Genomic DNA, 22,290 nt, shown 5'->3' with positions numbered 1-22,290 from the left:
CCCCTGCGCCCATTTTCTGGTCCGCTCGAGTTTCGAGAAGCGATAGGTAACGGGGTCACCACGTGACAGGGGCAAGCCGCAGTGACCCGTCCGCGGATCGCGTACGCGACGTCATTCTATCGGACCGGACGTAGCTGTCCGGACGCCGATACCGCTCTCTGCGGCGTGCGCGCCTCCGGTGGTAGATCGGTTCCCCGCCTGCGTCAACAGGTGTTCGATTCGAGGTACAACGGGACCTCCCCACTCTCGTCTTCTCCGTCCTCGTTCTCGTCGCCGTTTCCGTCATCGTTCTCGTCCCCGTCGCCGTCTTCGTTTCCATCGTCGCCTCCGTCGTCGCTGTCGTCGTCTCCGTCCCCATCGTCTCCGTCCTCGCCCTCGTCGTTGCCTCCGTTCTCGTCTCCGTTGCTGTCGTCCTGGTCGCCGCCCGTCGACCCGTCGGGCGACGGATCGAAGACGTCGCGCCGTTGCTCGCCCTCGACGTCTATCTCTGCGAGCAGACCGCGACGCGCGACGCGCGTCAAGGCGTGGTCGACGAGCTTGATGCGCTCGGGAACCGGCGTCTCCATGTCTCCGACGAAGCAGCTCCCCGGAGGGACCGTCATCGTCTGCACGTATTCGTCCGGGTCCGTGGCGAGCGCCCCGTTCGGCCACGCGCGCGCCCAGACGTTACCGATGGGATGGAAGTTCGAGGGATAGTTCGGACCGCCGGCGACCAGGTAAACGCGGACGCGCTCACCGCGCTGTGCCGTCAGCGTCCCGTACCGGTCCGGCGTGAACGGGTACTTCTCCCCGTTGAAGAGGACGTACGTCGGCTCTTCGGCCGTCATCCGCTCGAAGCTGAAGTCGTGGCGCCCCTCCTCGCCGACGGCTTTGTCGGTGTACACCTCGTGCTGGCCGAGGTAGAACTCCCTGTCGACCTCGGGGAGCCCGTCCGTCGGCTCGACGAGGATCAGCCCGAACATCCCCGAAGAGACGTGGTAATCGAGGTTGGGAACGGCGCAGTGGTAGATGTACGCGCCCGGGTACATCGCTTTGAATCGCACACTGGCCTGCTCGCCGGGGGCCGCGGTCGTGGCGTCGCTACCCCCGCCCGTCCCGTAGACGGCGTGCAGGTCCACGTTGTGGGGGAGCCTGCTGTCCGACGCGTTCTCCAGGGTCAGCGACACGGTGTCCCCCTGCCGAACGCGGAGCATCGGCCCGGGGACCTGGCCGTCGAACGTCAGGAATCGGAACGAGACGCCGTCCTCGATCTCCGCGACGCGTTCCTCCGCCGTCAGCGTGACGTCGTGGTGTGTCGGTTCGTCGCGGGTGATCGGATCGGGGACGTCGGTCGGATCGGCGGCGACACGCTCAGTGTCGGTCTGTCTCTCGTTCGCGGTCGATTGCGCTGCTTCGCTGGCCTGCATCGTCCCGGTAGCGGCCAGGGACGCCGCTGTACCGAGACCGAGCGTTCGCAGCACTGTCCGCCTGGTACTCTCGAACATGGTTCGAATACCTCAATCAAATGATGGCCGTGCAGAGGTGCTTTAACCGGGGGGAGGTTCCTGGCAGACGAGAACGCTGGCAGACATGTTCTCCAGATCGTTTATACGACCATCATTATCGATAGGGCACGAACCTTCGTCCCGTGGACGGGGGCACCAGGACGGTAGCTGTTCGAGAGGACCAGGGCGTGACTTCGATCCAGCTGGAAACTCGCGATCGACGCTCGCGTTGCGGTCTCGGTCCGTTTGCTCTGGCCGCGTCGGCGGAGTCGGCTGGTGAAACCGGTGAGCGCGCCGTGAGGCACGCCGAACAGACAGCGTACCCGTCACTGAGGACTGCTTTCGCCGCTGATCCGGCCGTCTTGCAGTCGGCGGGTGCAGCAACGGTTCGGGGCTGACGAGGGAGCAAGCGTTCACCGACGCTGGAGCGGCCGGCGTCGCAGATGGTTCAGACGTGATGGCCAGCGTCCTGTGAAAGCACTGGGCGTCACTCCTGGACGGCGCTCCATCGCTGCCGTTGCCGCTCTCCCGTCACTCGGGCCGTCGTCGTCGAAGAGAAGAGAAAATCGGAACTACCGACGTCACCGTTCGTAAACGGCGTCCCGACGCCGGCCTTGGCGTCGGGCTCGTCGTTTCCCTGGAGTTCGGAGGGAATCGGTCCCTCCCAGCTACCGCGCTATTCGTCCGTCACGGCGGTGATCGACGCCAGTCACCCGCTGTCTTCGAGCACGAGCGTGCCCAGTGCGTCCGCCGACTTGTCGGAACTGATCGCCGGGAGCGCCCACTCGAGGACGCCGTCGCGGCTGTCGCCGTCGTTCTCGTTGACGAGGAGGCTGAACGGGAAGGAGTCGCCGGGCCCCTTGCTCTCGGCGAACAGCGCCTCCCAGGGGATCGTCGCGTCATAGGTCGTCGTGGACCCGGACCGCGACGTGGCGGCGTCGACGGCCGACGCGTCCGCCGCGGCGTCACCGTCGAACCACCGATGGATGGACGTGCTGCCGTCGGCGTGGCTGAGGCCGTACTCGGGGCCGTACGTATCGCCGCTGCCGACGGCCCACTGGATGCTGTCAGCCTGCCACATGTCCGTGCCGCTGATCGCCGTGTGCGTGTCGTCGGTCACCTCCACCGTGAGGTAGAGGTTGTCGGCGTCGTAGCCGAGGTAGACGTCCGCCGAGAGGTCGTCGGCGTCGCTGGGGTCGCCGTCGCCGTCGACGTCCTCGAACACGTCGCCCTCGGGCGCCAGCGAGAAGGCGGCCTCGTCCGCCGTGCCACCGCCCGTCTGCGGGACGGTGTACTCGAGAGCGCCGTCGCCGCCGCCGTCGCTCGGGCGGATCTCGATTCCGTCGACCTTCGAGTTGTCCGATATCGTATCGGTGGCGATGGTGAGGACACCGTCGGTGACTTCGACTCCCTCGAACGTCCGCGTCACGGCGATGTTGTGCCCGCCGGCCGCGGAGTAGATGTCGAACTCGGAGAGCACCTGTTGCCCTTCGACGGAGACGTCGAACACGCGGTCGCCCGCGGTGAGCGCGCTGTTCGTCTCCGCGAAGTGGAGGGTCACGTCGTAGACACCGTTCTCGATGTCGATGTCGAACGTGAGGTCGCCGCCGAAGACCTCGGTCTGATAGAGCGCGTCGTGCTCGGTCCCCTCGATCGAATTCGGCGGGTCCGGGTACATGCTCGCCTGTGCCGCCGTGTTGGTCGAGCTCGCGCTCGGGTCGCCCGACGCTTCCACCGCGGGAGAGTCGGCGACGAAGTCGAGTCCGTCGATGGTGACCGTCCCGTCGAGGAATTCGCCGCCTGCGTCGAATCCGAACGGAGCCGAGACCGAGGTGTCCGTCGGTTCGTCGCTGACGAGTTCGGCTTGCTCCTCCCGGATCCAGGCGTTGCGGAAGTCGATCTCGCTGCCTTCCTCCCGGAGGCGCAGCGGCATCTTCCCGTGTTCGCTGTACGGGTTGACGGTGAAGCCTTTGTTAGGTCCGTCGACGACGAGGCGCGTCTGGACGGCCACGCCGTTGAGGAACGCCGTGACCTGCGCCGGCTTCTCGAGCTCGCCGCCCGAGAACCGTGGCGCCTGCCAGACGAGGTCCAGCTGCTGCCACTCGCCGGGTTCGCGGACCGCGTCGTGATGCGGCCCGTTCTGGTGGGTGTAGGCGCCGGCCCACTCGTCGGCTTCGACCGGGTTCTCCCAGGTGTCGAGGATCTGGATCTCGTAGTTGCCCATCATCAGGACGCCGCTGTTGCCGCGCAGCGGCCCCTCGCCCTCGACGTCCTCGGGGATGCGGTACTCGACGTGCACCTGAGCGTCGCCGTACTTGCTGTCGCTCACCCAGTCGCCGTCGCCGGGCTGGATGGTGATCGAGTCGTCGAGCAACACGTCGGCGTCGCCCGGCGGCGTGCCGGTGGTACTGGATCCACCGGGGCTAATCTGCTGCGGCTGGTACTGGTCGCCGGACGGGAGCGTCCAGGGGCCGCCGGAGGTCGAGTACTCCGGAACGTTGTCCGGGTGCTCGCTCTCGGTGACCGGGCGCTCGGGCAGGTCGCGGTACCAGACGTTCCGGAACTGCACGATGTCGTTCTCGTTGCCGTGGTTCTGCAGGTGGAACGGCGCTTCCGTCAGGAAGTCGCCGTTCTCGTCGCGCGGGTGGCCGAAGTCCTCGTGATCGAACGGGTACAGCGTCTTGTACCAGACGGGACCCGGGATGTTGAGGTGCTGCTGGACGACGACGCCGTTGAACAGCAGCGTCGCCTGCGGCAGGCGGATCACGTTGCCCTCGTCGTCGAAACGCGGTCCGCGCCAGAGCAGGTCGTACGAGTTCCACTCCCCGGGCGGGCGGATCGGCATCGCGAGCGGCGCGCTGCCGCCGCCCTCGCTCGCCTTGTAGTACGAACCGGCGTGGCCGGACGGGTAGGTCGGGTTGTCGTGGCTCTGGAGGATCTGGAACTCGTAGGTGTTCATCATGAACAGGCCACTGTTGCCCGGTCCCTGGCCGTTGGCGATGCCGTCGAGTTCCTCGGGCACGCGCCACTCGAGGTGGAGGTGGACGTCGCCCAGTTCCTCCTGGGGCTGGACGTTGCCGCTGACGTCCGGGTTCACCTCGAAGTAGTCGGCGGTCTCGACCCACTCCGGTTCGGACCCGTCCGGTTTCTGCCAGCCATCTAGCGTGGCGTCGTCGCCGTCCCAGAGGACGGTCGCGTCGCCCGGCGGGTCGCCGCTGAGACCGTCGGCGGCGGGCTCGACGCGGTCGGGCTGTTCTTCTTCGGGCGGGGGCTGGTAACCGGGCGCCGGGCCGTTGTACTCGACGATGTGGATCCCCGAGTACATCCCCATGATGGCCAGCCGACCGTCCGGCAGGACCTTCATGTCGTAGGCCGCGGCGACGCCGTCGCGCGCTCCGAACTCGTTGATGTCGAGGCTGCCGTCGTCGTTGAACGTCAGGTAGCGGACGACGTCGGCGTTGCTCGGGTTCATGAAGAACGGCTTCCCGTCGAAGTACGGCGGGAGCGCGTGCTCGCTGTACCCCTCGTCGTAGCGGTAGACGACGCCGACGTCTGCCGATCCACCGGCATCTAGCTCGGGGTAGGTGACTTCGCCGGGTCGGGGCTGGTCGAGCCACGGGTGGATGTCGAGGGCGTTCTCGTAGTCGTCGAAGCTCTGGGGATGCCAGATCAGCGCCGGCGTCACGTTCGGGATGTTCTCGATGCCCGTGTTGTTCACCGACTCGTTGCGCAGGTTGTCCGGCCAGAACGGCTGACCGACCTCGCCGGTCCAGTTCTCGGTCCCGTCCTTGGTGGAGTAGTCGTAGTCCCGGTAGGGGTAGTACGCCCGGTAGTAGGGGTAGCCGGCGTTACCCGGTTCACACCACAGGTGGTAGTCCCCGAAGCCGCTCATTCCGAGGTCGCTGATGCTCCCGCCGTCGTTGCCGTAGTGACCGGTCCAGAGGTAGCCGCTGTGATCGTCGTAGGTGATGGTGAAGGGGTTGCGCAGGCCCATCACGTAGATCGACGGCAGGAACTCGTCGTCGGAGTACGACTCGCCGGTCTCCTCTTCCCAGTGCTCTTTGAGGTTACCGTCGGGGATGTCGTAGGTGCCGTCCTCGTTGAGGACGATCCGGTGAACCTTGCCGCGCTTGTCGGCCGTGTTCCCGGAGGTGCGCTGGGCGTCGGCGACCGGGCCAGGACGACCGTGGATCATACCCTGGCGCTCGTCGCCCATGAACCAATTAACTTCGTTATCCGGATTGCCGACGTTGTTGGAGTTGTCGCCGGTGGAGATGTAGAACTCGCGGTCTTCCCCGAAGGTGATGTAGGCGCCGTGGTGACAGCAGGTGTGCCACTGTTCGGGGACCGTAAAGACGACCTTCTCGGAGTCGGGGTCGAGCGTTCCGTCGTCCTGCATCGTGAACCGCGACACGCGCATGTTCGCGAAGACGATGTTGTCGTCGTAGGGGTTGTCCACGAGTTCCAGGTCGTCGCTCGAGGGGTGGTACATGACGTACACGTACCCGTTGTCCTCGAAGTCGGGGTCGATGGCGATTCCCTGCCCGCCGAGTTCGCGGGCGGCGGACACCTCGCCGGAATCGGCGACGTGGCCCCCGTGGAACGCGACCGGGATCTCGAGAGCGAGCTGATGCTCGCCGGAGTCGGGGTCGACCCAGGCGACCTCGGCGTAGCCGTCGCCTTCGGTGACGAAGGACGCCCCGCGGGTGACCACCCAGATGCGGCCCTGGGCGTCGACGTCCATCTGCATCCACTCGCCCTCTTCGCCGTCCTTGAGGTCGTACTCGCTTGAGATCGTCCCGGTCGAGAAGACGTTGGTGACCTCGTAGTTGTCCCAGTTCGTCGCCTCCTCGGCGTTGATCGGCACGTCGAGGTCGCGATGCCAGTCGCTGTCTACCGCGTCTACCTCGACGGTGAGCGTCCCGGAGACCTGCGAGCCGCCGCTGGCGATAGTGACGGTGTGGTCCCCGTCCGAGAGGTCAGACGTGTCGACGCCCGTGAACGAAACGGACGTCTCCGCGCCCGCGTCGAGTGACACTTCCTTGGAGGCGACCTGACTCCCGTCGATCGAGAGGGAGACGACCTGCGTGAGGCTGCTGTCGCCGGTGTTGGACACCGTCGCCGAGAAGTCGACCGCGTCGCCCTGCGAGACCGTCACGCTGCTCGGATCGAGGTTACTGACCTCAACCTCGCCGGCCGAGACGCTGACCTCGATGGAGCCGCTCTGGGACTCCGAGTGAGGCCCGCAGTAGTAGGTGGCCATCTCTTCCGTGGCCTCGAACTCGACGGACTGGGTGGCGCCTTCCTCGGAGACGGTATCAGAGGTGACGAGTTCGGTGCCGTCGGCGTCGGCGATGACGAAGTTGTGCTCCTCGCCGTCGGTGTTGGTCCACTCGACCGTGTAGGTCTCGCCGGCGGTCAGCTCCAGCGTCGGATTCGTGACCTCAGCGATGGAGTCGGGCGAAACGCCCACCCAGACGTGGGTCCCGCCGACGATGTTACAGACCTCCTCGGGCGGGCCGCGCACGACGCCGCCCTCGCCGTCCTCCCAGGCGAACTCCGAGCGGCCGCGACCGCCGCTGGTCTCGACCGTTACCGCCTCTAGTTCGATGAGGTTCTGACTGCCTTGCTGGGCGCTGGTGAGGCCGGCCAGGCCGGTCAGCCCGGCCGCGCCGATGCCCGCTTTCAGGAACTGCTGCAGGTTGCTGTTCGATTCCGATTCGCCGTCCGCGTTTGACATTTGATCTGTATCTTCAGTCGTCATGCTGTCGCCTCCTTCGGGGAATCGATCGGTCGGTTGCGTCGTTCGATACGTCAGCGTCTGTCAGTCGTCGGTGTCTCATCGTGCGGCTCTAATCTACTCGTTCGAGGTTCCGTTACCACCGGTCTGGTTACCGACGGTGCCGTTGTCAGCGTCGGGCAGTGTATCGGCGTCGTCAGTGCTGTTGCCGCTTGCGTCGTCGTCGGCGATGGTTTCGACGTCCTCGTCGACTTCGGCGCCGGCGCCGGTGTCGCCGGAGGCGTTGGCGCTGGCCTGTTCGTTGTCGACGGTGACGGTGAAGTTGGCGTAGCTGGTCATCAGCGCCGGGTGGTCGGTGCTGTCCTGCATGACGCCGTAGGGGACGGCCGTGGCATGGACGAGGTCGCCGGCCGACAGCGCATCGTAGTCGTCGGCGACGTCGCTGGTGACCGTAGTACCGTACTCCTCGGCGGTGAGGTCGGGATATTGACCACCGTCACCGTCCACCATCGCTAGCGGCGAGAACGGGCGGACGTCCTCGGCGTCCAGCGCGTAGTTGTCTTCGGTGACGAACGAGATGTCCGGCCAGTGGAGACTGATCGTGTACCGAAGATATACCGTCGTGTCGTTGGTGCCGGCGTCGGTGGTCTCCTCGAAGGCGTCGGTGCTGCCGGCGGCGCCGTAGAAGCCGTTCTGGGCGTCGTCGATCGGATCGCCCATGAGCGTGCCGCTGAGGTACGACTCCATCGTCGCGCCGCAGTTGTACCCGGCGTTCTCGTAGTCGGGCGCGCCGTCCTCGTCGAACAGGGTGATACGGCGGTCGCCGTCGAACCAGTTGATCTGGTACTGGCCGCTGGTGCCCGGGCCCGTCTCCTCTTCGCTGTCGTTGTCCGTCCCGTTGGCGTAACCCGTCGCCCTGAAGACGGGCGTGTAATCGAGTTCCTGAATTTCGGGCGGATCCAGGTCGGACGCGCCGGTGGCGGCCTCGATCAGGATCCGTACTTTCCCGACGACGTCGTCGAAGCCGTCCCAGGAGACTGACAGCGACGGCTTGACGAACACCTCGTCGACCGAGCCGTCGTCGCTCGTGAGTGCCTCGGGATTCGAGGCCGAGATGTCGGCAGAGGCGGCCGCACCTAAACCAGTCAGGGCGGTGAGCCCGAACCCGCCACCGGCGGCTGCGGCACCGCCTGCACCGAGCATTTTCAGCACGCTGCGTCGATCCGTGTCGTGTATGTTGTCTAATATGAGCCGTGGCATATATCTCTCTCACCACCCGACTGGGGTGTGAGTATTTGGCGCACTTCCGCGCGGCTGCCTCGAACCCGGAAGTGCGTGACGGTACAAACATGCCGACTGACTAAAAGGTTTTTGGGGACGAAACGAATGCCCCGTGATCGTACAGAATCCGGATGTGAAGTCTATAATCACACTGGCTGTGGTACTGGCGCGATCAAGAGCCGAATCAGTAAGTGATGCTTCGCGGCCTCGCCAACCCGTTCCGCGCGTCTTCGCGAGCCAGCGGTCGCTCGGCCGATCGACGTACTGGCGTCGATACAACGACCCGAAGAACACGCGACGGGGACGATGACCAGACGGGTACACTGCCGTGCGTGCTCGCGACGGGGAAAGCGACTCGGGGCGGCCGAGGCGGGCGGACAGTCGACCAGAACTCACCAGCCAGTCGTCGACAGCGGAGCGCGGTCACGGCGGCCTGCGCTCCGCCGGCCCCGAGGTCGCGGACACAGATTCGACGGAGCGTCCGTGGACGCGGGATTCCCGCGGGGCGAAGTGCCCCGGGGGGGAAAGTCTCAGTCCGCAGCTAGATCAACCCTGCTGGCTGAGCAGGGAGATCTTCGACTCGGAGAGGGGACGGTCGTAGAGGCGCACGTCTGCGAGCGTGCCGCTGAACCAGTCCTTGAAGCCCGACTTCGAGCCGATTCCGAGCGAGGTGTCGGCGGCAGGCGATTCAGTGGCCCCGTCCATGGAGCCCACCTGCTGGCCGTCGACGTAGATACGCGAGGTGTCCTCGGACGGTGCGTGACGATAGACGACGTGGTGCCAGCTGCCGTCGTCCACAGCGGTGTCCGAACTGAAGTAGTCACCCTGTTCTGCACCGTTGTACGGGTCGAAGCGCGGCTGACCCGTGTCGTTGTTGAAGCCACACCACATCGAGTTCTCCTTTCCGAGGACCGCTGCCCACGGACCGGTGGCGTCCGTCTTGAGCCAGGCCGAGACCGTGTACGCGGCCGGGTCGAGCCCATCGGCGTTGGGGACGACGACGGTCCCGTCGCTGCCGTTGAACTCCGCGGCGCCACCCACGGTCGGGGCCGAGAGGTCGGTCGTCACGCCGCCCTGAACGGTCCCGTCGTGACCGTTGCCGGACTTGTCGAGGACGGTGTCGCCGTCGACGTTACCGGACTCGAACGTCCAGTGGCCGGCCAGTCCAGCCGACAGGTCCGGTGCCTGGACGTCCGCGCCCCACTTCTCGCCGAGGTCGCTCTCGAGCTGTGACAGCTCGGCGCCCGACAGCTCGCGGTTGTAGACCCGCACCTCGCCGATGTCGCCGGCGAAGAACGGCGGTCGCTCGTCGACGGCGCCGTCGTCGTAGCCGATGCCGAACTGGGTGGTCGGCGTCTCGGGTTCGGCCGGGTCGATCTGCAGTTCCGTGTCAAGCTCCTGGCCGTCCAGTCGGAGCACCGGGTGATCGGGCTCGTCCTCGGGGACGGTCCAGGTCACGACGTGGAAGTTGTCAGCACCGACGGTCGTGTCCGACCACCACCAGTTCACGCCGCCGTAGAGGCCGTTGACGTAGCCTTCGGACGCAGGTCCAGACCCTGCCTCGTTGTTGACGTAGGCGCCGTAGCCGTTCAGCTCACCGTCGCTCCCGTTGTACATGATCGTCTGGCGGGGAACGGTGGGGTCGCTCGTCCGGAACGCCGCGGCCATCGTGACGCCCGCGGTGTCCTCGGTGACGACCTCGTCGGCGTTGATGTAGTCGCCGTCGCCCTCGAAGCGGACCGTCGGGTTGCCGTTAGCGACGTCCGTCTGGAAGGTCGGCTGAGCGGCGGAGTCGCTCTGAGTCAGATCGGGGCCGACGCCGCCGGCGTCGGACCAGGACGACACCGCGTCGCCGTCCGAGAGCTCCAGCGTCGTGGCGTCGTAGTGGGCGACCTTGTCCACTTCCCGGATCTCGATGCCGCTGATCTTCGGGTTCTCGACGGACGACTCGAGCGAGACGACCAGTTCGTTGTCCGTCACCTCGGTGACGTGCGAGAACGTCACGGCGGTGTCCGGACCGTGGTCGGCGTAGAGGTCGAGCTCCTCGAAGACAGTCTCGCCGTTGACGGAGCCGCTGAACACGCGCGTGTCCTCGCCGGCGAACCAGACCTCCGCGAAGTGTAGCGTCACCTCGTAGACGCCGTTCTCGATGTCGAACGTGTAGTTGAGTTCGTCGTTCGACCACTGCTCGGTCCAGTACATCGAGTCGTGCTCGGTGCCCTCGATGTCCGGATTGGTTCCGAGATTCTGCTCCTCGTTCAGCGGCCGACCCGAGTCAGTCGCGCCCGGCGACTCACGCGGTTCGGGTTCGACTGTAACCTGCTCGGGCCAGTACTTCTCGTCCGCGTCGAGCGTCCGGTTCTCCTCGATGCCGACCTGCTCGGACTGAGACGGCGTCGGCAGGAACTCGAGGCCGTCGACCGTGACGGTCTCGTCGGTGTGGAGGCCGCCGAGGTCGAGCCCGATGGGCGCCGACAGCTGCTCCGGCTCGGACGGTTCGTCGCTGACGAGTTCGGCTTGCTCCTCCCGGATCCAGGCGTTGCGGAAGTCGATCTCGCTGCCTTCCTCCCGGAGGCGCAGCGGCATCTTCCCGTGTTCGCTGTACGGGTTGACGGTGAAGCCTTTGTTAGGTCCGTCGACGACGAGGCGCGTCTGGACGGCCACGCCGTTGAGGAACGCCGTGACCTGCGCCGGCTTCTCGAGCTCGCCGCCCGAGAACCGTGGCGCCTGCCAGACGAGGTCCAGCTGCTGCCACTCGCCGGGTTCGCGGACCGCGTCGTGATGCGGCCCGTTCTGGTGGGTGTAGGCGCCGGCCCACTCGTCGGCTTCGACCGGGTTCTCCCAGGTGTCGAGGATCTGGATCTCGTAGTTGCCCATCATCAGGACGCCGCTGTTGCCGCGCAGCGGCCCCTCGCCCTCGACGTCCTCGGGGATGCGGTACTCGACGTGCACCTGAGCGTCGCCGTACTTGCTGTCGCTCACCCAGTCGCCGTCGCCGGGCTGGATGGTGATCGAGTCGTCGAGCAACACGTCGGCGTCGCCCGGCGGCGTGCCGGTGGTACCGGATCCACCGGGGCTAATCTGCTGCGGCTGGTACTGGTCGCCGTTCGGCAGGTAGTAGGGACCGCCGGAGGTCGAGTACTCCGGAACGTTGTCCGGGTGCTCGCTCTCGGTGACCGGGCGCTCGGGCAGGTCGCGGTACCAGACGTTGCGGTACTGCACGACGTCGTAGTCGTTGCCGTGGTTCTGCAGGTGGAACGGCGCTTCCGTCAGGAAGTTGCCGTTCTCGTCGCGCGGGTGGCCGAAGTCCTCGTGGTCGAACGGGTACAGCGTGTCGTACCAGACGGGACCCGGGATGTTGAGGTGCTGCTGGACGACGACGCCGTTGAACAGCAGCGTCGCCTGCGGCAGACGGACGACGTTGCCGTCGTCGTCGAACCGGGGGCGGCGCCAGATCAGATCGTAGGAGTTCCACTCGCCCGGCGGGCGGATCGGCATCGCGAGCGGCGCGCTGCCGCCGCCCTCCTGGTACTTGTAGAAGGATCCAGCGTAGCCGCTCGGGTAGGTTGGGTTGTCGTGGCTCTGGAGGATCTGGAACTCGTAGGTCTCCATCATGAACAGGCCACTGTTGCCCGGCCCCTGGCCCTCGGCTTCGCCGGCGACCTCTTCCGGAACGCGCCACTCGAGGTGGAGGTGGACGTCACCCAGATCCTCCTTCGGCCGGACATTGCCCTCAACGTCCGGGTCAGACGGATCTACCTCGAAGTAGTCGGCGGTCTCGTTCCACTGCGCTTCGGATCCGTCCAGCTGTTCCCAGCCGTCCAGCGTGGCGTCGTCGCCGTCCCAGAGGACGGTCGCGTCGCCCGGCGGGTCGCCGCTGAGACCGTCGGCGGCGGGCTCGACGCGGTCGGGCTGTTCTTCTTCGGGCGGGGGCTGGTAACCGGGCGCCGGGCCGTTGTACTCGACGATGTGGATCCCCGAGTACATCCCCATGATGGCCAGCCGACCGTCCGGCAGGACCTTCATGTCGTAGGCCGCGGCGACGCCGTCGCGCGCTCCGAACTCGTTGATGTCGAGGCTGCCGTCGTCGTTGAACGTCAGGTAGCGGACGACGTCGGCGTTGCTCGGGTTCATGAAGAACGGCTTCCCGTCGAAGTACGGCGGGAGCGCGTGCTCGCTGTACCCCTCGTCGTAGCGGTAGACGACGCCGACGTCTGCCGATCCACCGGCATCTAGCTCGGGGTAGGTGACTTCGCCGGGTCGGGGCTGGTCGAGCCACGGGTGGATGTCGAGGGCGTTCTCGTAGTCGTCGAAGCTCTGGGGATGCCAGATCAGCGCCGGCGTCACGTTCGGGATGTTCTCGATGCCCGTGTTGTTCACCGACTCGTTGCGCAGGTTGTCCGGCCAGAACGGCTGACCGACCTCGTCGTTCTCGAAGTCGTAGTCCCGGTAGGGGTAGTACGCCCGGTAGTAGGGGTAGCCGGCGTTACCCGGTTCACACCACAGGTGGTAGTCCCCGAAGCCGCTCATTCCGAGGTCGCTGATGCTCCCGCCGTCGTTGCCGTAGTGACCGGTCCAGAGGTAGCCGCTGTGATCGTCGTAGGTGATGGTGAAGGGGTTGCGCAGGCCCATCACGTAGATCGACGGCAGGAACTCGTCGTCGGAGTACGACTCGCCGGTCTCCTCTTCCCAGTGTTCCTTGAGGTTGCCGTCGGGGATGTCGTAGGTGCCGTCCTCGTTGAGGACGATCCGGTGAACCTTGCCGCGCTTGTCGGCCGTGTTCCCGGAGGTGCGCTGGGCGTCGGCGACCGGGCCAGGACGACCGTGGATCATACCCTGGCGCTCGTCGCCCATGAACCAGTTGACCAGGTTGTCGGGATTGCCGACGTTGTTGGAGTTGTCGCCGGTGGAGATGTAGAACTCGCGGTCTTCCCCGAAGGTGATGTAGGCGCCGTGGTGACAGCAGGTGTGCCACTGTTCGGGGACCGTAAAGACGACCTTCTCGGAGTCGGGGTCGAGCGTTCCGTCGTCCTGCATCGTGAACCGCGACACGCGCATGTTCGCGAAGACGATGTTGTCGTCGTAGGGGTTGTCCACGAGTTCCAGGTCGTCGCTCGAGGGGTGGTACATGACGTACACGTACCCGTTGTCCTCGAAGTCGGGGTCGATGGCGATTCCCTGCCCGCCGAGTTCGCGGGCGGCGGACACCTCGCCGGAATCGGCGACGTGGCCCCCGTGGAACGCGACCGGGATCTCGAGAGCGAGCTGATGCTCGCCGGAGTCGGGGTCGACCCAGGCGACCTCGGCGTAGCCGTCGCCTTCGGTGACGAAGGACGCCCCGCGGGTGACCACCCAGATGCGGCCCTGGGCGTCGACGTCCATCTGCATCCACTCGCCCTCTTCGCCGTCCTTGAGGTCGTACTCGCTTGAGATCGTCCCGGTCGAGAAGACGTTGGTGACCTCGTAGTTGTCCCAGTTCGTCGCCTCCTCGGGATTCGTCGGCACGTCGAGGTCGCGGTGCCAGTCGCCGTCGGCGTCGTCCACCTCGACGGTGAGCGTCCCGGAGACCTGCGAGCCGCCGCTGGCGATAGTGACGGTGTGGTCCCCGTCCGAGAGGTCAGACGTGTCGACGCCCGTGAACGAAACGGACGTCTCCGCGCCCGCGTCGAGTGACACTTCCTTGGAGGCGACCTGACTCCCGTCGATCGAGAGGGAGACGACCTGCGTGAGGCTGCTGTCGCCGGTGTTGGACACCGTCGCCGAGAAGTCGACCGCGTCGCCCTGCGAGACCGTCACGCTGCTCGGATCGAGGTTACTGACCTCGACCTCACCGGCCGAGACGCTGACCTCGATGGAGCCGCTCTGGGACTCCGAGTGAGGCCCGCAGTAGTAGGTGGCCATCTCCTCGGTGGCCTCGAACTCGACGGACTGGGTGGCGCCCTCTTCGGCGATCGTGTCCGAAGCGACGAGTTCGGTACCGTCGGCGTCGGCGATGACGAAGTTGTGCTCCTCGCCGTCGGTGTTGGTCCACTCGACCGTGTAGGTCTCGCCGGCCGTGAGTTCCAGCGTGGGGTTGGTCAGTTCGGCGATGGAGTCGGGCGAGACGCCTACCCAGAGGTGGGTGCCGCCGGCTATCGAACAGACCTCCTCGGGCGGGCCGCGTACGACGCCGCCCTCGCCGTCCTCCCAGGCGAACTCCGAGCGGCCGCGACCGCCGCTGGTCTCGACCGTCACCGCCTCTAGTTCGATGAGATTCTGACTGCCTTGCTGGGCGCTGGTGAGGCCGGCCAGGCCGGTCAGCCCGGCCGCGCCGATGCCCGCTTGCAGGACGCGACGCCAGTCGTCGTTCGATTCCGATTCACCGTCCGCATCAGCCTGTTGGTCCATATCTTCGGTTGTCATGCTGTCGTCCAGTTCCGGGAACTGATCAGTCGGTTGCGCTCGTCCGGTACGTCAGTGTCCGTCCGCCGTAGGTCGTTCATCTCTCGTTCCTCTGTTACTCGTTCGAGCTTTCGTTGCCGCTCGTCTCGTTGCCGCCTGCGTCGCCGTCGGTGAGGGTCCCGACGTCCTCGTCGACTTCGGCGCCGGCGCCGGTGTCGCCGGAGGCGTTGGCGCTGGCCTGTTCGTTGTCGACGGTGACGGTGAAGTTGGCGTAACTGGTCATCAGCGCCGGGTGGTCGGTGCTGTCCTGCATGACGCCGTAGGGGACGGCCGTGGCATGGACGAGGTCGCCGGCCGACAGCGCGTCGTAGTCGTCGGCGTCGTCGCTGGTGACCGTAGTACCGTACTCCTCGGCGGTGAGGTCGGGATACTGGCCGCCGTCACCGTCCACCATCGCTAGCGGCGAGAACGGGCGGACGTCCTCGGCGTCCAGCGCGTAGTTGTCTTCGGTGACGAACGAGATGTCCGGCCGGTGGAGACTGATCGTGTACCGAAGATATACCGTCGTGTCGTTGGTGCCGGCGTCGGTGGTCTCCTCGAAGGCGTCGGTGCTGCCGGCGGCGCCGTAGAAGCCGTTCTGGGCGCCGTCGATGGGGTCGCCCATGAGCGTGCCGCTGAGGTACGACTCCATCGTCGCGCCGCAGTTGTACCCGGCGTTCTCGTAGTCGGGCGCGCCGTCCTCGTCGAACAGGGTGATACGGCGGTCGCCGTCGAACCAGTTGATCTGGTACTGGCCGCTGGTGCCCGGGCCCGTCTCCTCTTCGCTGTCGTTGTCCGTCCCGTTGGCGTAACCCGTGGCGCGGAACACCGGCATGAAGTCGAGGTCGGCGATTTCGGGCGGGTCCAGGTCGGACGCGCCGGTGGCGGCCTCGACCAGGATGCGGACTTTGCCGACGACGTCGTCGAAGCCGTCCCACGAAACCGACAGCGACGGCTTGATGAACACCTCGTCGACCGTGCCGTCGTCGCTCGACAGCGCTTCCGGGTTCGACGCCGAGATGTCCGCCGACGCGGCCGCGCCCGAGCCGCTGAACATCGTCAGCCCGAGCCCAGAGCCGGCGGCGACTACCCCCGACGTTCCCAGGTATTTGAGTACGCTACGTCTGTCTGCGTCGTACAGACCGTCAGATGTGTCCTTGGACATTGCTCTGTGTACCCCGTTGATGGGTGGTGTTACACCTCCGCGCGGCGATCACTCCCCGTCGCGAACGTGTGACCGGTCTTAGATAATCAACGATCCTACTTATATTTGATGGAGAACTGAACACTACCTAGGACAGAACGGCAAGTAACTAACAGCAAACGTGCGGCGAGGGCGAGGGCCGCTGCCGTCCACTACCTCCGAAGCATCGGGATCGGCCCTCGTCGGAGTTCAGGTGTCCTTCGCCGTCCTATAGTAGAAATTGAAACTATTCACACGTCGAGGGGCACCCCGGGTGCCCTTCGAGTGTGTCACTGCGTTCAATTTCTACTATAAACGCGGATCGCGACCGTCCTGCGATATCGTCCGCGGAGTCGGAGCGATCCTCTTCGTGGTTCGGCGTTACGCCGGTCACTCGGTCGCTGACGTCGAGGGTCGCAGAGGGACCGTCGCGGTGAACGGTTGTGACGGCCCCTGGTCACCCGCTCGTGGGCGCCGAGCGAGTCGGCGCGGGCGGTTCGACGCCCCGATTACTGTCCGCTGTCGACCACCTCGATATCGCCGTGCATGCCTGTGCGGTGTGGGCGGCACTGGTATCGAACCATTTCCTCGGTGGCCGTGAACTCGACGGTCTGCGTTTCGCCCTCGGTGGACATGGTGCCCGTTGAGACGCCGTCGACGACGTGGCCGGAGTAGTCCGGCTGGTCGTGATCGAGGACCTCGAAGTTGTGACCGATCCCGTCGAGGTTCACCCACTCGACCGTGTAGGTCTCGCCGGCCTGTAGCGTGAGCGTGGGATTCGAGGTCCCTTCGATGCTCGCGGGGCCCTGCCCCGTCCAGCCGCTGACCTGTCCGCCGAGCTGGATCGTCGTCGACGGATCGATGGCGGCTGTGCTACCGGTCTCGAAGCCGGCGTTCGAGAGCAGGTCGTTCCCGTCGGGGCCGACGAGCTCGAAGTCGTCGTACCACGCGGTGCCGGTCGCCTGGCCGTAGCCGCCGAACAGCGCGAGTACCTCGACCGCCCCGTAGTCGACGCCGTCGTAGTCGCCGCTGTCGAACGTGGTCTCGAGCGTGGTCCAGTCGTTGGTCCCCGTCAGCGGCTCCGGGATCGGACCGGAGACGTCCGGGTAGTTCGCGTTCGCGATGGTCCCGACGCTGATCGTCGCGCCGAACGGGGCCCCCGAGACGTCCGCTTGTCCGGTGCCGTCGACGGGCTGGACGTCCTCGGTCTTGACCTGCGCGCGGACGGTGTACTCGGTGTTCGGCTCGAGACTGACGGTCTGGACCCAGGACGCGTCGGCACCGCTCGACGAGGCGATGTTGACGCTCCGGTCACCGCCGGCGGCCTCGCCGGCGACGTAGGCGTGTTCGGCCGATCCGCCGTACGTCGTGGTCGACCAGTCGGCGGGCGTGTCGTCGAGCGCGTTTCCTCCGTCGCTGTCGCCCTCGAGAGACAGCGAATGGAGATCGCTGACCTCGTCCGGGGAGAGCGCACGGGAGTACGCCCAGACGTCGTCGATCCGGCCGGCCATGTCGTAGCCCTGGCCCGTCCCGAGCACGAGGGGCGCCTCGTCGGTCTGGGTGCGCGAACCGGACCAGGACCGGGGCGAGGCGTCGATTTCGCCGTTCTGGTCGAACACGTGGAGCCGAGAGTCCCCGCCGTCGACGACCATCACGACGAAGTACCACGTCTCACGATCGATCGGGATCGGATCGGGACCGCTACCCCGACTCGGGGACCCGTCCTGCCAGACCTGCGGGATGATCGCGTCGTCGTTCGAGGAGAACTCGAGGTCCCAGCCGTTCGTGAGGGCGGCGGGCGAGCCGCCGACCTGGAACGGCGCGCGGGCCCACTGCTCGTGGTCGGTGACGTTGATCCACGCGGCGGCGGTCGCGGCCTCGCCGTTGAGCGGGAGGGACTCGGTCACGACCGCGTCACCGGGCTCGGCCTCAGCGGGCGGGATCTCGACGCCGGTCTCCTGGTTGGTGTGGACCTCGTAGGCGTTCCCGACGACGCCCGACTGGCCGGTCGCTACGCCGCCCTGGAGAGTGGCGTCAGCGCCGGTGACCTCGTTCGTCGGCGTGTCGCCGTCCAGCGGGAGGTGCGCCTCCAGGCCGTCCTGGAGCGTCTGGTCGCCGCCGCCGCTGTCGGACGACGGGCTCATCAGGAGCGGTCCCTCGTAGAGTCCGCCGGGGCCGTCGCCGTCGTAGACGCGGATAGCGACGACGTTCTCGCCGCCGTAGTCGATGGTCTCGCCGCTGACCGTGTACTCGCGTGGCGCGTCCCAGGCGGTATCGTAGCCGTTCTCGGGGAACGTGCCCGTCTGACCGACTCTGGTGCCGTTGACGAACGTCTCGTCCACGTCGTCGATCATGCCTGCCTGTAGCGTGACGTCCCGGTCCTCCCAGCTCTCGGGGACGGTCACGGTCTTCCGATACCACCCGAACGCCTCGGCGTCCGTGTAGTCCGAATGGTCCTCCCAGTGATCCGGAAGCTCGACGGTCTCCCAGCCGCTGTCGTCGAACGACGGGTCGCTCCAGCCGGCGTCGTCGCCGGTCTGGAACTGCCAGTCGCCGGCGAGGTTCAGACGCTGTCCGACCGTGACCGTGAACGCCGGCTCGCTGCGACTGTGCTCGCCCTCGGTGCCGGTGTAGCTGACGGTCGCCGTCAGGTCGTGGCTGCCGCTGCTCCCATCGGGAATCGTCACCTCCCAGAACATCGACTGGGACTGGTACGGCCCGAGCGAGTCGAAGGTCTGGCCCTCGACCGGCGTCACCTCGATCGGGGCGTCGTCAGGCGCGCCGAGCGAGACCTCGCCGTTCTGGATAGCGGAGTCGAACGGGTTCGTGACCGTCCCGTTCACCGTTGTCGTCGTCCCCGGCCCGCTGGCGACTTCGCCGTTCTCGACGTCGGGGAAGTCGACGTTCACCGCCCGCTCGATCCGGTAGATGCCCGACTGCGAGGACATGGGACTGCCGGCGTACCCGTCGCCCCACTCCAGGAGGTACAGCGTCCCGTCCGGACCGACGGTCAGGTCCATCGGCGAGAGGAACGACTCGTCCGGCATGAACTCGTCGATCTCCTCGACCGCCCCGTCGTCGTCGTAGGACACGTACCTGAGCCACTGCTGACCCCATTCGCCGATGAGTTGCTTCCCGTCGAAAAAGCGCTCCGGCAGGGCGTTCTGGTCGTAGGAGTCCCGGAAATCGTAGACCGGCCCGCCCATCGGAGCGCCGCCCTCGAAGTCCGGGAACGGCGGCTCGTCGGGCAGGTACTCCGTAGCGTAGTCGGGCGGCGAGTTCAGCAGGCCGTCCCAGCTGTAGGGGTACCAGATCACCGGCTGCTCGGGCTCCGGTAACTCAGTGAGTCCGGTGTTGTTCGGCGAGGTGTTCCGCAGGTTCTCCGGATCGAACGGCTCGCCGGAGGAGTTGAACACCCGCTCGCCGTCCTCTGTGGCGAACTCGCCGTCGACGAAGGGGATGTCGGGCCCGACGACGTACGGCCACCCGTAGAAGCCGGGTTCCTCTGCGCGGTTGAACTCGACGATGCCCGGCGGTCCGCGTTCGGCGTCCCAGGCGCCCGCGTCGGCACCGTAATTGGCCCAGTACAGGACGCCGTCCTCGTCGACGTCCATGCGGAAGGGGTTGCGACACCCCATCACGTAGATTTCCTCCCGTACGAGGTCGTTCTCGCGCGCGTCGGCGTACTCCGGACCGGTGAACATGTTGCCGTCCGGGATGTCGTAGGTGCCGTCGTCGTTCGGACTGATCCGGAGGATGCTCCCGCGGAGGTCGTTCGTGTTCGCGGACGACCGCTGCGCGTCGAACAGCTCGCGACCGTCGCGTTCGTCGATCGGAGTGTAGCCGCTGGACTGGAACGGGCTCGTGTCGTCGCCGGTCGAGAGGAAGAGGTTCCCCTCCGGCCCGAACTCGAGGTCACCGCCGACGTGACAGCAGGGGTTGTCCGCCGCCGGGACCCTGAGGATCTCGACTTCGGACTCCGGATCGATCGTGTCGCCGTTGACCGTGAAGCGCGACAGCCGCTTGTGCGGTTCCTCGTCGATGATCTCGTGGGGCGCGGAGTAGTACAGGTAGATCCAGCCGTTCTCCTCGAAGTCCGGGTCCAGGGTGAGCCCCTGCAACCCGTCCTCGCCGGAGGTGTGGACGTCGAGTTCGAGCGCCGTCGTGACCTCCTCGGTTTCCGGATCGACCACGCCGACCTCCGTCGTCGCGGTGTTTCCGTCCCCGTCGACCGGCGGCCCGCGCGTGGTGAAGAAGACCCGGTGGTCCGGCGTGACCTCGATCGCCATCGGCTGTTCGAGGCCCGAGGCCAGCTCGTCCTTGGTGTAGCTGCTCCAGAGCGGGCTCGACGGCTCGACCGCTTCGATCGGCGCCTCGGGATCGATCGGCTTCAGTTCGATCGTGCGGAACTCCGTCGGGTGGCTCTCCGACTGGATGGAGATCGTCCCCGAGTCGAGCGGCGTACCGTCGTCCAGCTGGGGCTCCGTGTACTGCATGACGACGCCGTCGTCCTCGACGACGTGACGTATCAGCTCGTTTCCACGAACGATGACCGTGACGGTCACCCACTGGTCGCCTCGATAGGTGTCGGAACTGGAACTGGTGCAGTGCTGCTCGTGTAGCGACCCGTCCATGACGATGTTGGTTCCCGGCGTACAGACGTTGGCGGTCGTCCGGGTCCCGTCGCTGTCGGCCGACTGCCCCAGGAGCTGGACCTCGATGGAGTCGGGGTAGTCCTGATCGACGTCCATCTCCTCCGGGGTCTGGCCGTGGAGCATCAGCCCGTTGTTCCGGAAGGCCCAGTCCGGGGCGCCGGAGACCTGCTCCCCGACGAACCGGTACTCCGCCCGGAGCGCGTAGTGGGAGAACTCGCCGTCGTAGAACAGGTGGCCGAACACGCTGTCCCACTCGTCGCCGTAGTCGCCGTAACCGACCCTGAGGACGCCGTCTTCGACGGTGAAGACGTCGTTGTAGTTCACGCCGGGCTCGCGACCGGAGAACTTCGGCGTCCAGTCGTCCAGGTCCTCGCCGTTGAACAGCTGGATCCACTCGTCGTCCGCTTCGACGGTGAGCGTTCCGCTGACCCGCGAGCCGCCGCTCGCGACGACGACCGTGCGATCGCCCGCGGTCAGGCCCGTCGTGTCCACGTCCAGGGAGACCGTCGTGGACGCGCCGGCGTCCAGCGTCACCTCCCGCGAGTCCATCTGCTGGGAGTCCACCGACAGCGTCACCGTCCCCGTCTCGCTGCCGTCGCCGGTGTGCGTGACGGTGACGTCGAAGCTCGCCACGTCACCCATCGTGACGGTCGCCTCCGAGGGGTCCAGCCCGCTCAGTTCGAAGGGCGTGCCGTCGGCGATCCGGACGTCTCCCCGCTGGGAGGTCGAATGTGGGTCGCAGTAGTAGGTGGCCATCTCTTCCGTGGCCTCGAACTCGACGGACTGGGTGGCGCCTTCCTCAGAGACGGTCTCGGACGCGACGAGTTCGGTACCGTCGGCGTCGGCGATGACGAAGTTGTGCTCCTCGCCGTCGGTGTTGGTCCACTCGACCGTGTAGGTCTCGCCGGCCGTGAGTTCCAGCGTGGGGTTGGTCAGTTCGGCGATGGAGTCGGGCGAGACGCCTACCCAGAGGTGGGTGCCGCCGGCTATCGAACAGACCTCCTCGGGCGGGCCGCGTACGACGCCGCCCTCGCCGTCCTCCCAGGCGAACTCCGAGCGGCCGCGACCGCCGCTGGTCTCGACCGTCACGGCCTCCAGTTCGATGTGGGTGTCGCTACTCTGCTGCGCGCTGGCGAAACCGCCGATGCCGGTGAGGCCGGTGCCAGCGACGGTGGCTGCCTGCAGGAACCGCCGGCGGTCAGTGGTCAACGTCGATACGTCCTCCGCGTCGTTCGTGGAACTGTCATCTGTCATTGTCGCAGTTCTTCGATCTCGTATCCGGTTGGCGTCCGATACGTCACCGCCGAGGCCGCTGGCTCCCGTCTCGCCCGCCCGTCCCGTTGCCGGTACGGGCCCGACCGCTTCGTCGACGTCGGCGGCACTCTCGCTGGTGACGGCCGTGCCGTATCCCTCTCCGGTCGGGCCCAGACGCGTGGTACACCGCGCCTGTCCGTATCGGGCAACCCGTCGGGCGTGAAATCGCACATGTGACTGTCTCCGTCCCGCAAGGGGCGATCGTCGCACGTC

General features: G+C 66.6%; 5 protein-coding genes and 1 pseudogene. All 6 read right to left on the bottom strand.

Annotated elements, in window-relative coordinates; translation table 11 throughout:
* Positions 1-434 precede the first annotated feature (434 nt).
* Positions 435-1,484 (bottom strand): annotated as a pseudogene (nirK, locus tag LCY71_RS05460) (copper-containing nitrite reductase); the annotation flags it as partial.
* Positions 1,485-2,193: 709 nt separating this feature from the next.
* Positions 2,194-7,224, bottom strand: coding sequence for a 3-keto-alpha-glucoside-1,2-lyase-like domain-containing protein (locus LCY71_RS05455; protein WP_225335349.1), 5,031 nt, complete (start codon positions 7,222-7,224; stop codon positions 2,194-2,196).
* Positions 7,225-7,341: 117 nt separating this feature from the next.
* Entirely contained in the window at positions 7,342-8,427 is a 1,086-nt protein-coding gene (locus LCY71_RS05450) for a hypothetical protein (protein ID WP_225335348.1), read from the bottom strand.
* A 624-nt stretch (positions 8,428-9,051) separates the two neighbouring features.
* A complete protein-coding gene (locus tag LCY71_RS05445; RefSeq protein WP_225335347.1) occupies positions 9,052-14,907 on the bottom strand; it encodes a 3-keto-alpha-glucoside-1,2-lyase-like domain-containing protein in 5,856 nt (1,951 codons plus the stop codon).
* 94 nt (positions 14,908-15,001) lie between these two features.
* Positions 15,002-16,090, bottom strand: coding sequence for a hypothetical protein (locus tag LCY71_RS05440; protein ID WP_225335346.1), 1,089 nt, complete (start codon positions 16,088-16,090; stop codon positions 15,002-15,004).
* Positions 16,091-16,617: 527 nt separating this feature from the next.
* A complete protein-coding gene (locus LCY71_RS05435) occupies positions 16,618-22,017 on the bottom strand; it encodes a 3-keto-alpha-glucoside-1,2-lyase-like domain-containing protein (RefSeq protein ID WP_225335345.1) in 5,400 nt (1,799 codons plus the stop codon).
* Positions 22,018-22,290 lie beyond the last annotated feature (273 nt).

The organism is Halomicrobium urmianum (genome assembly GCF_020217425.1).
GTDB lineage: Archaea > Halobacteriota > Halobacteria > Halobacteriales > Haloarculaceae > Halomicrobium > Halomicrobium urmianum.
Note: the sequence above shows the minus strand (reverse complement) of the source record. Positions and strands in the feature narration are given on the sequence as shown.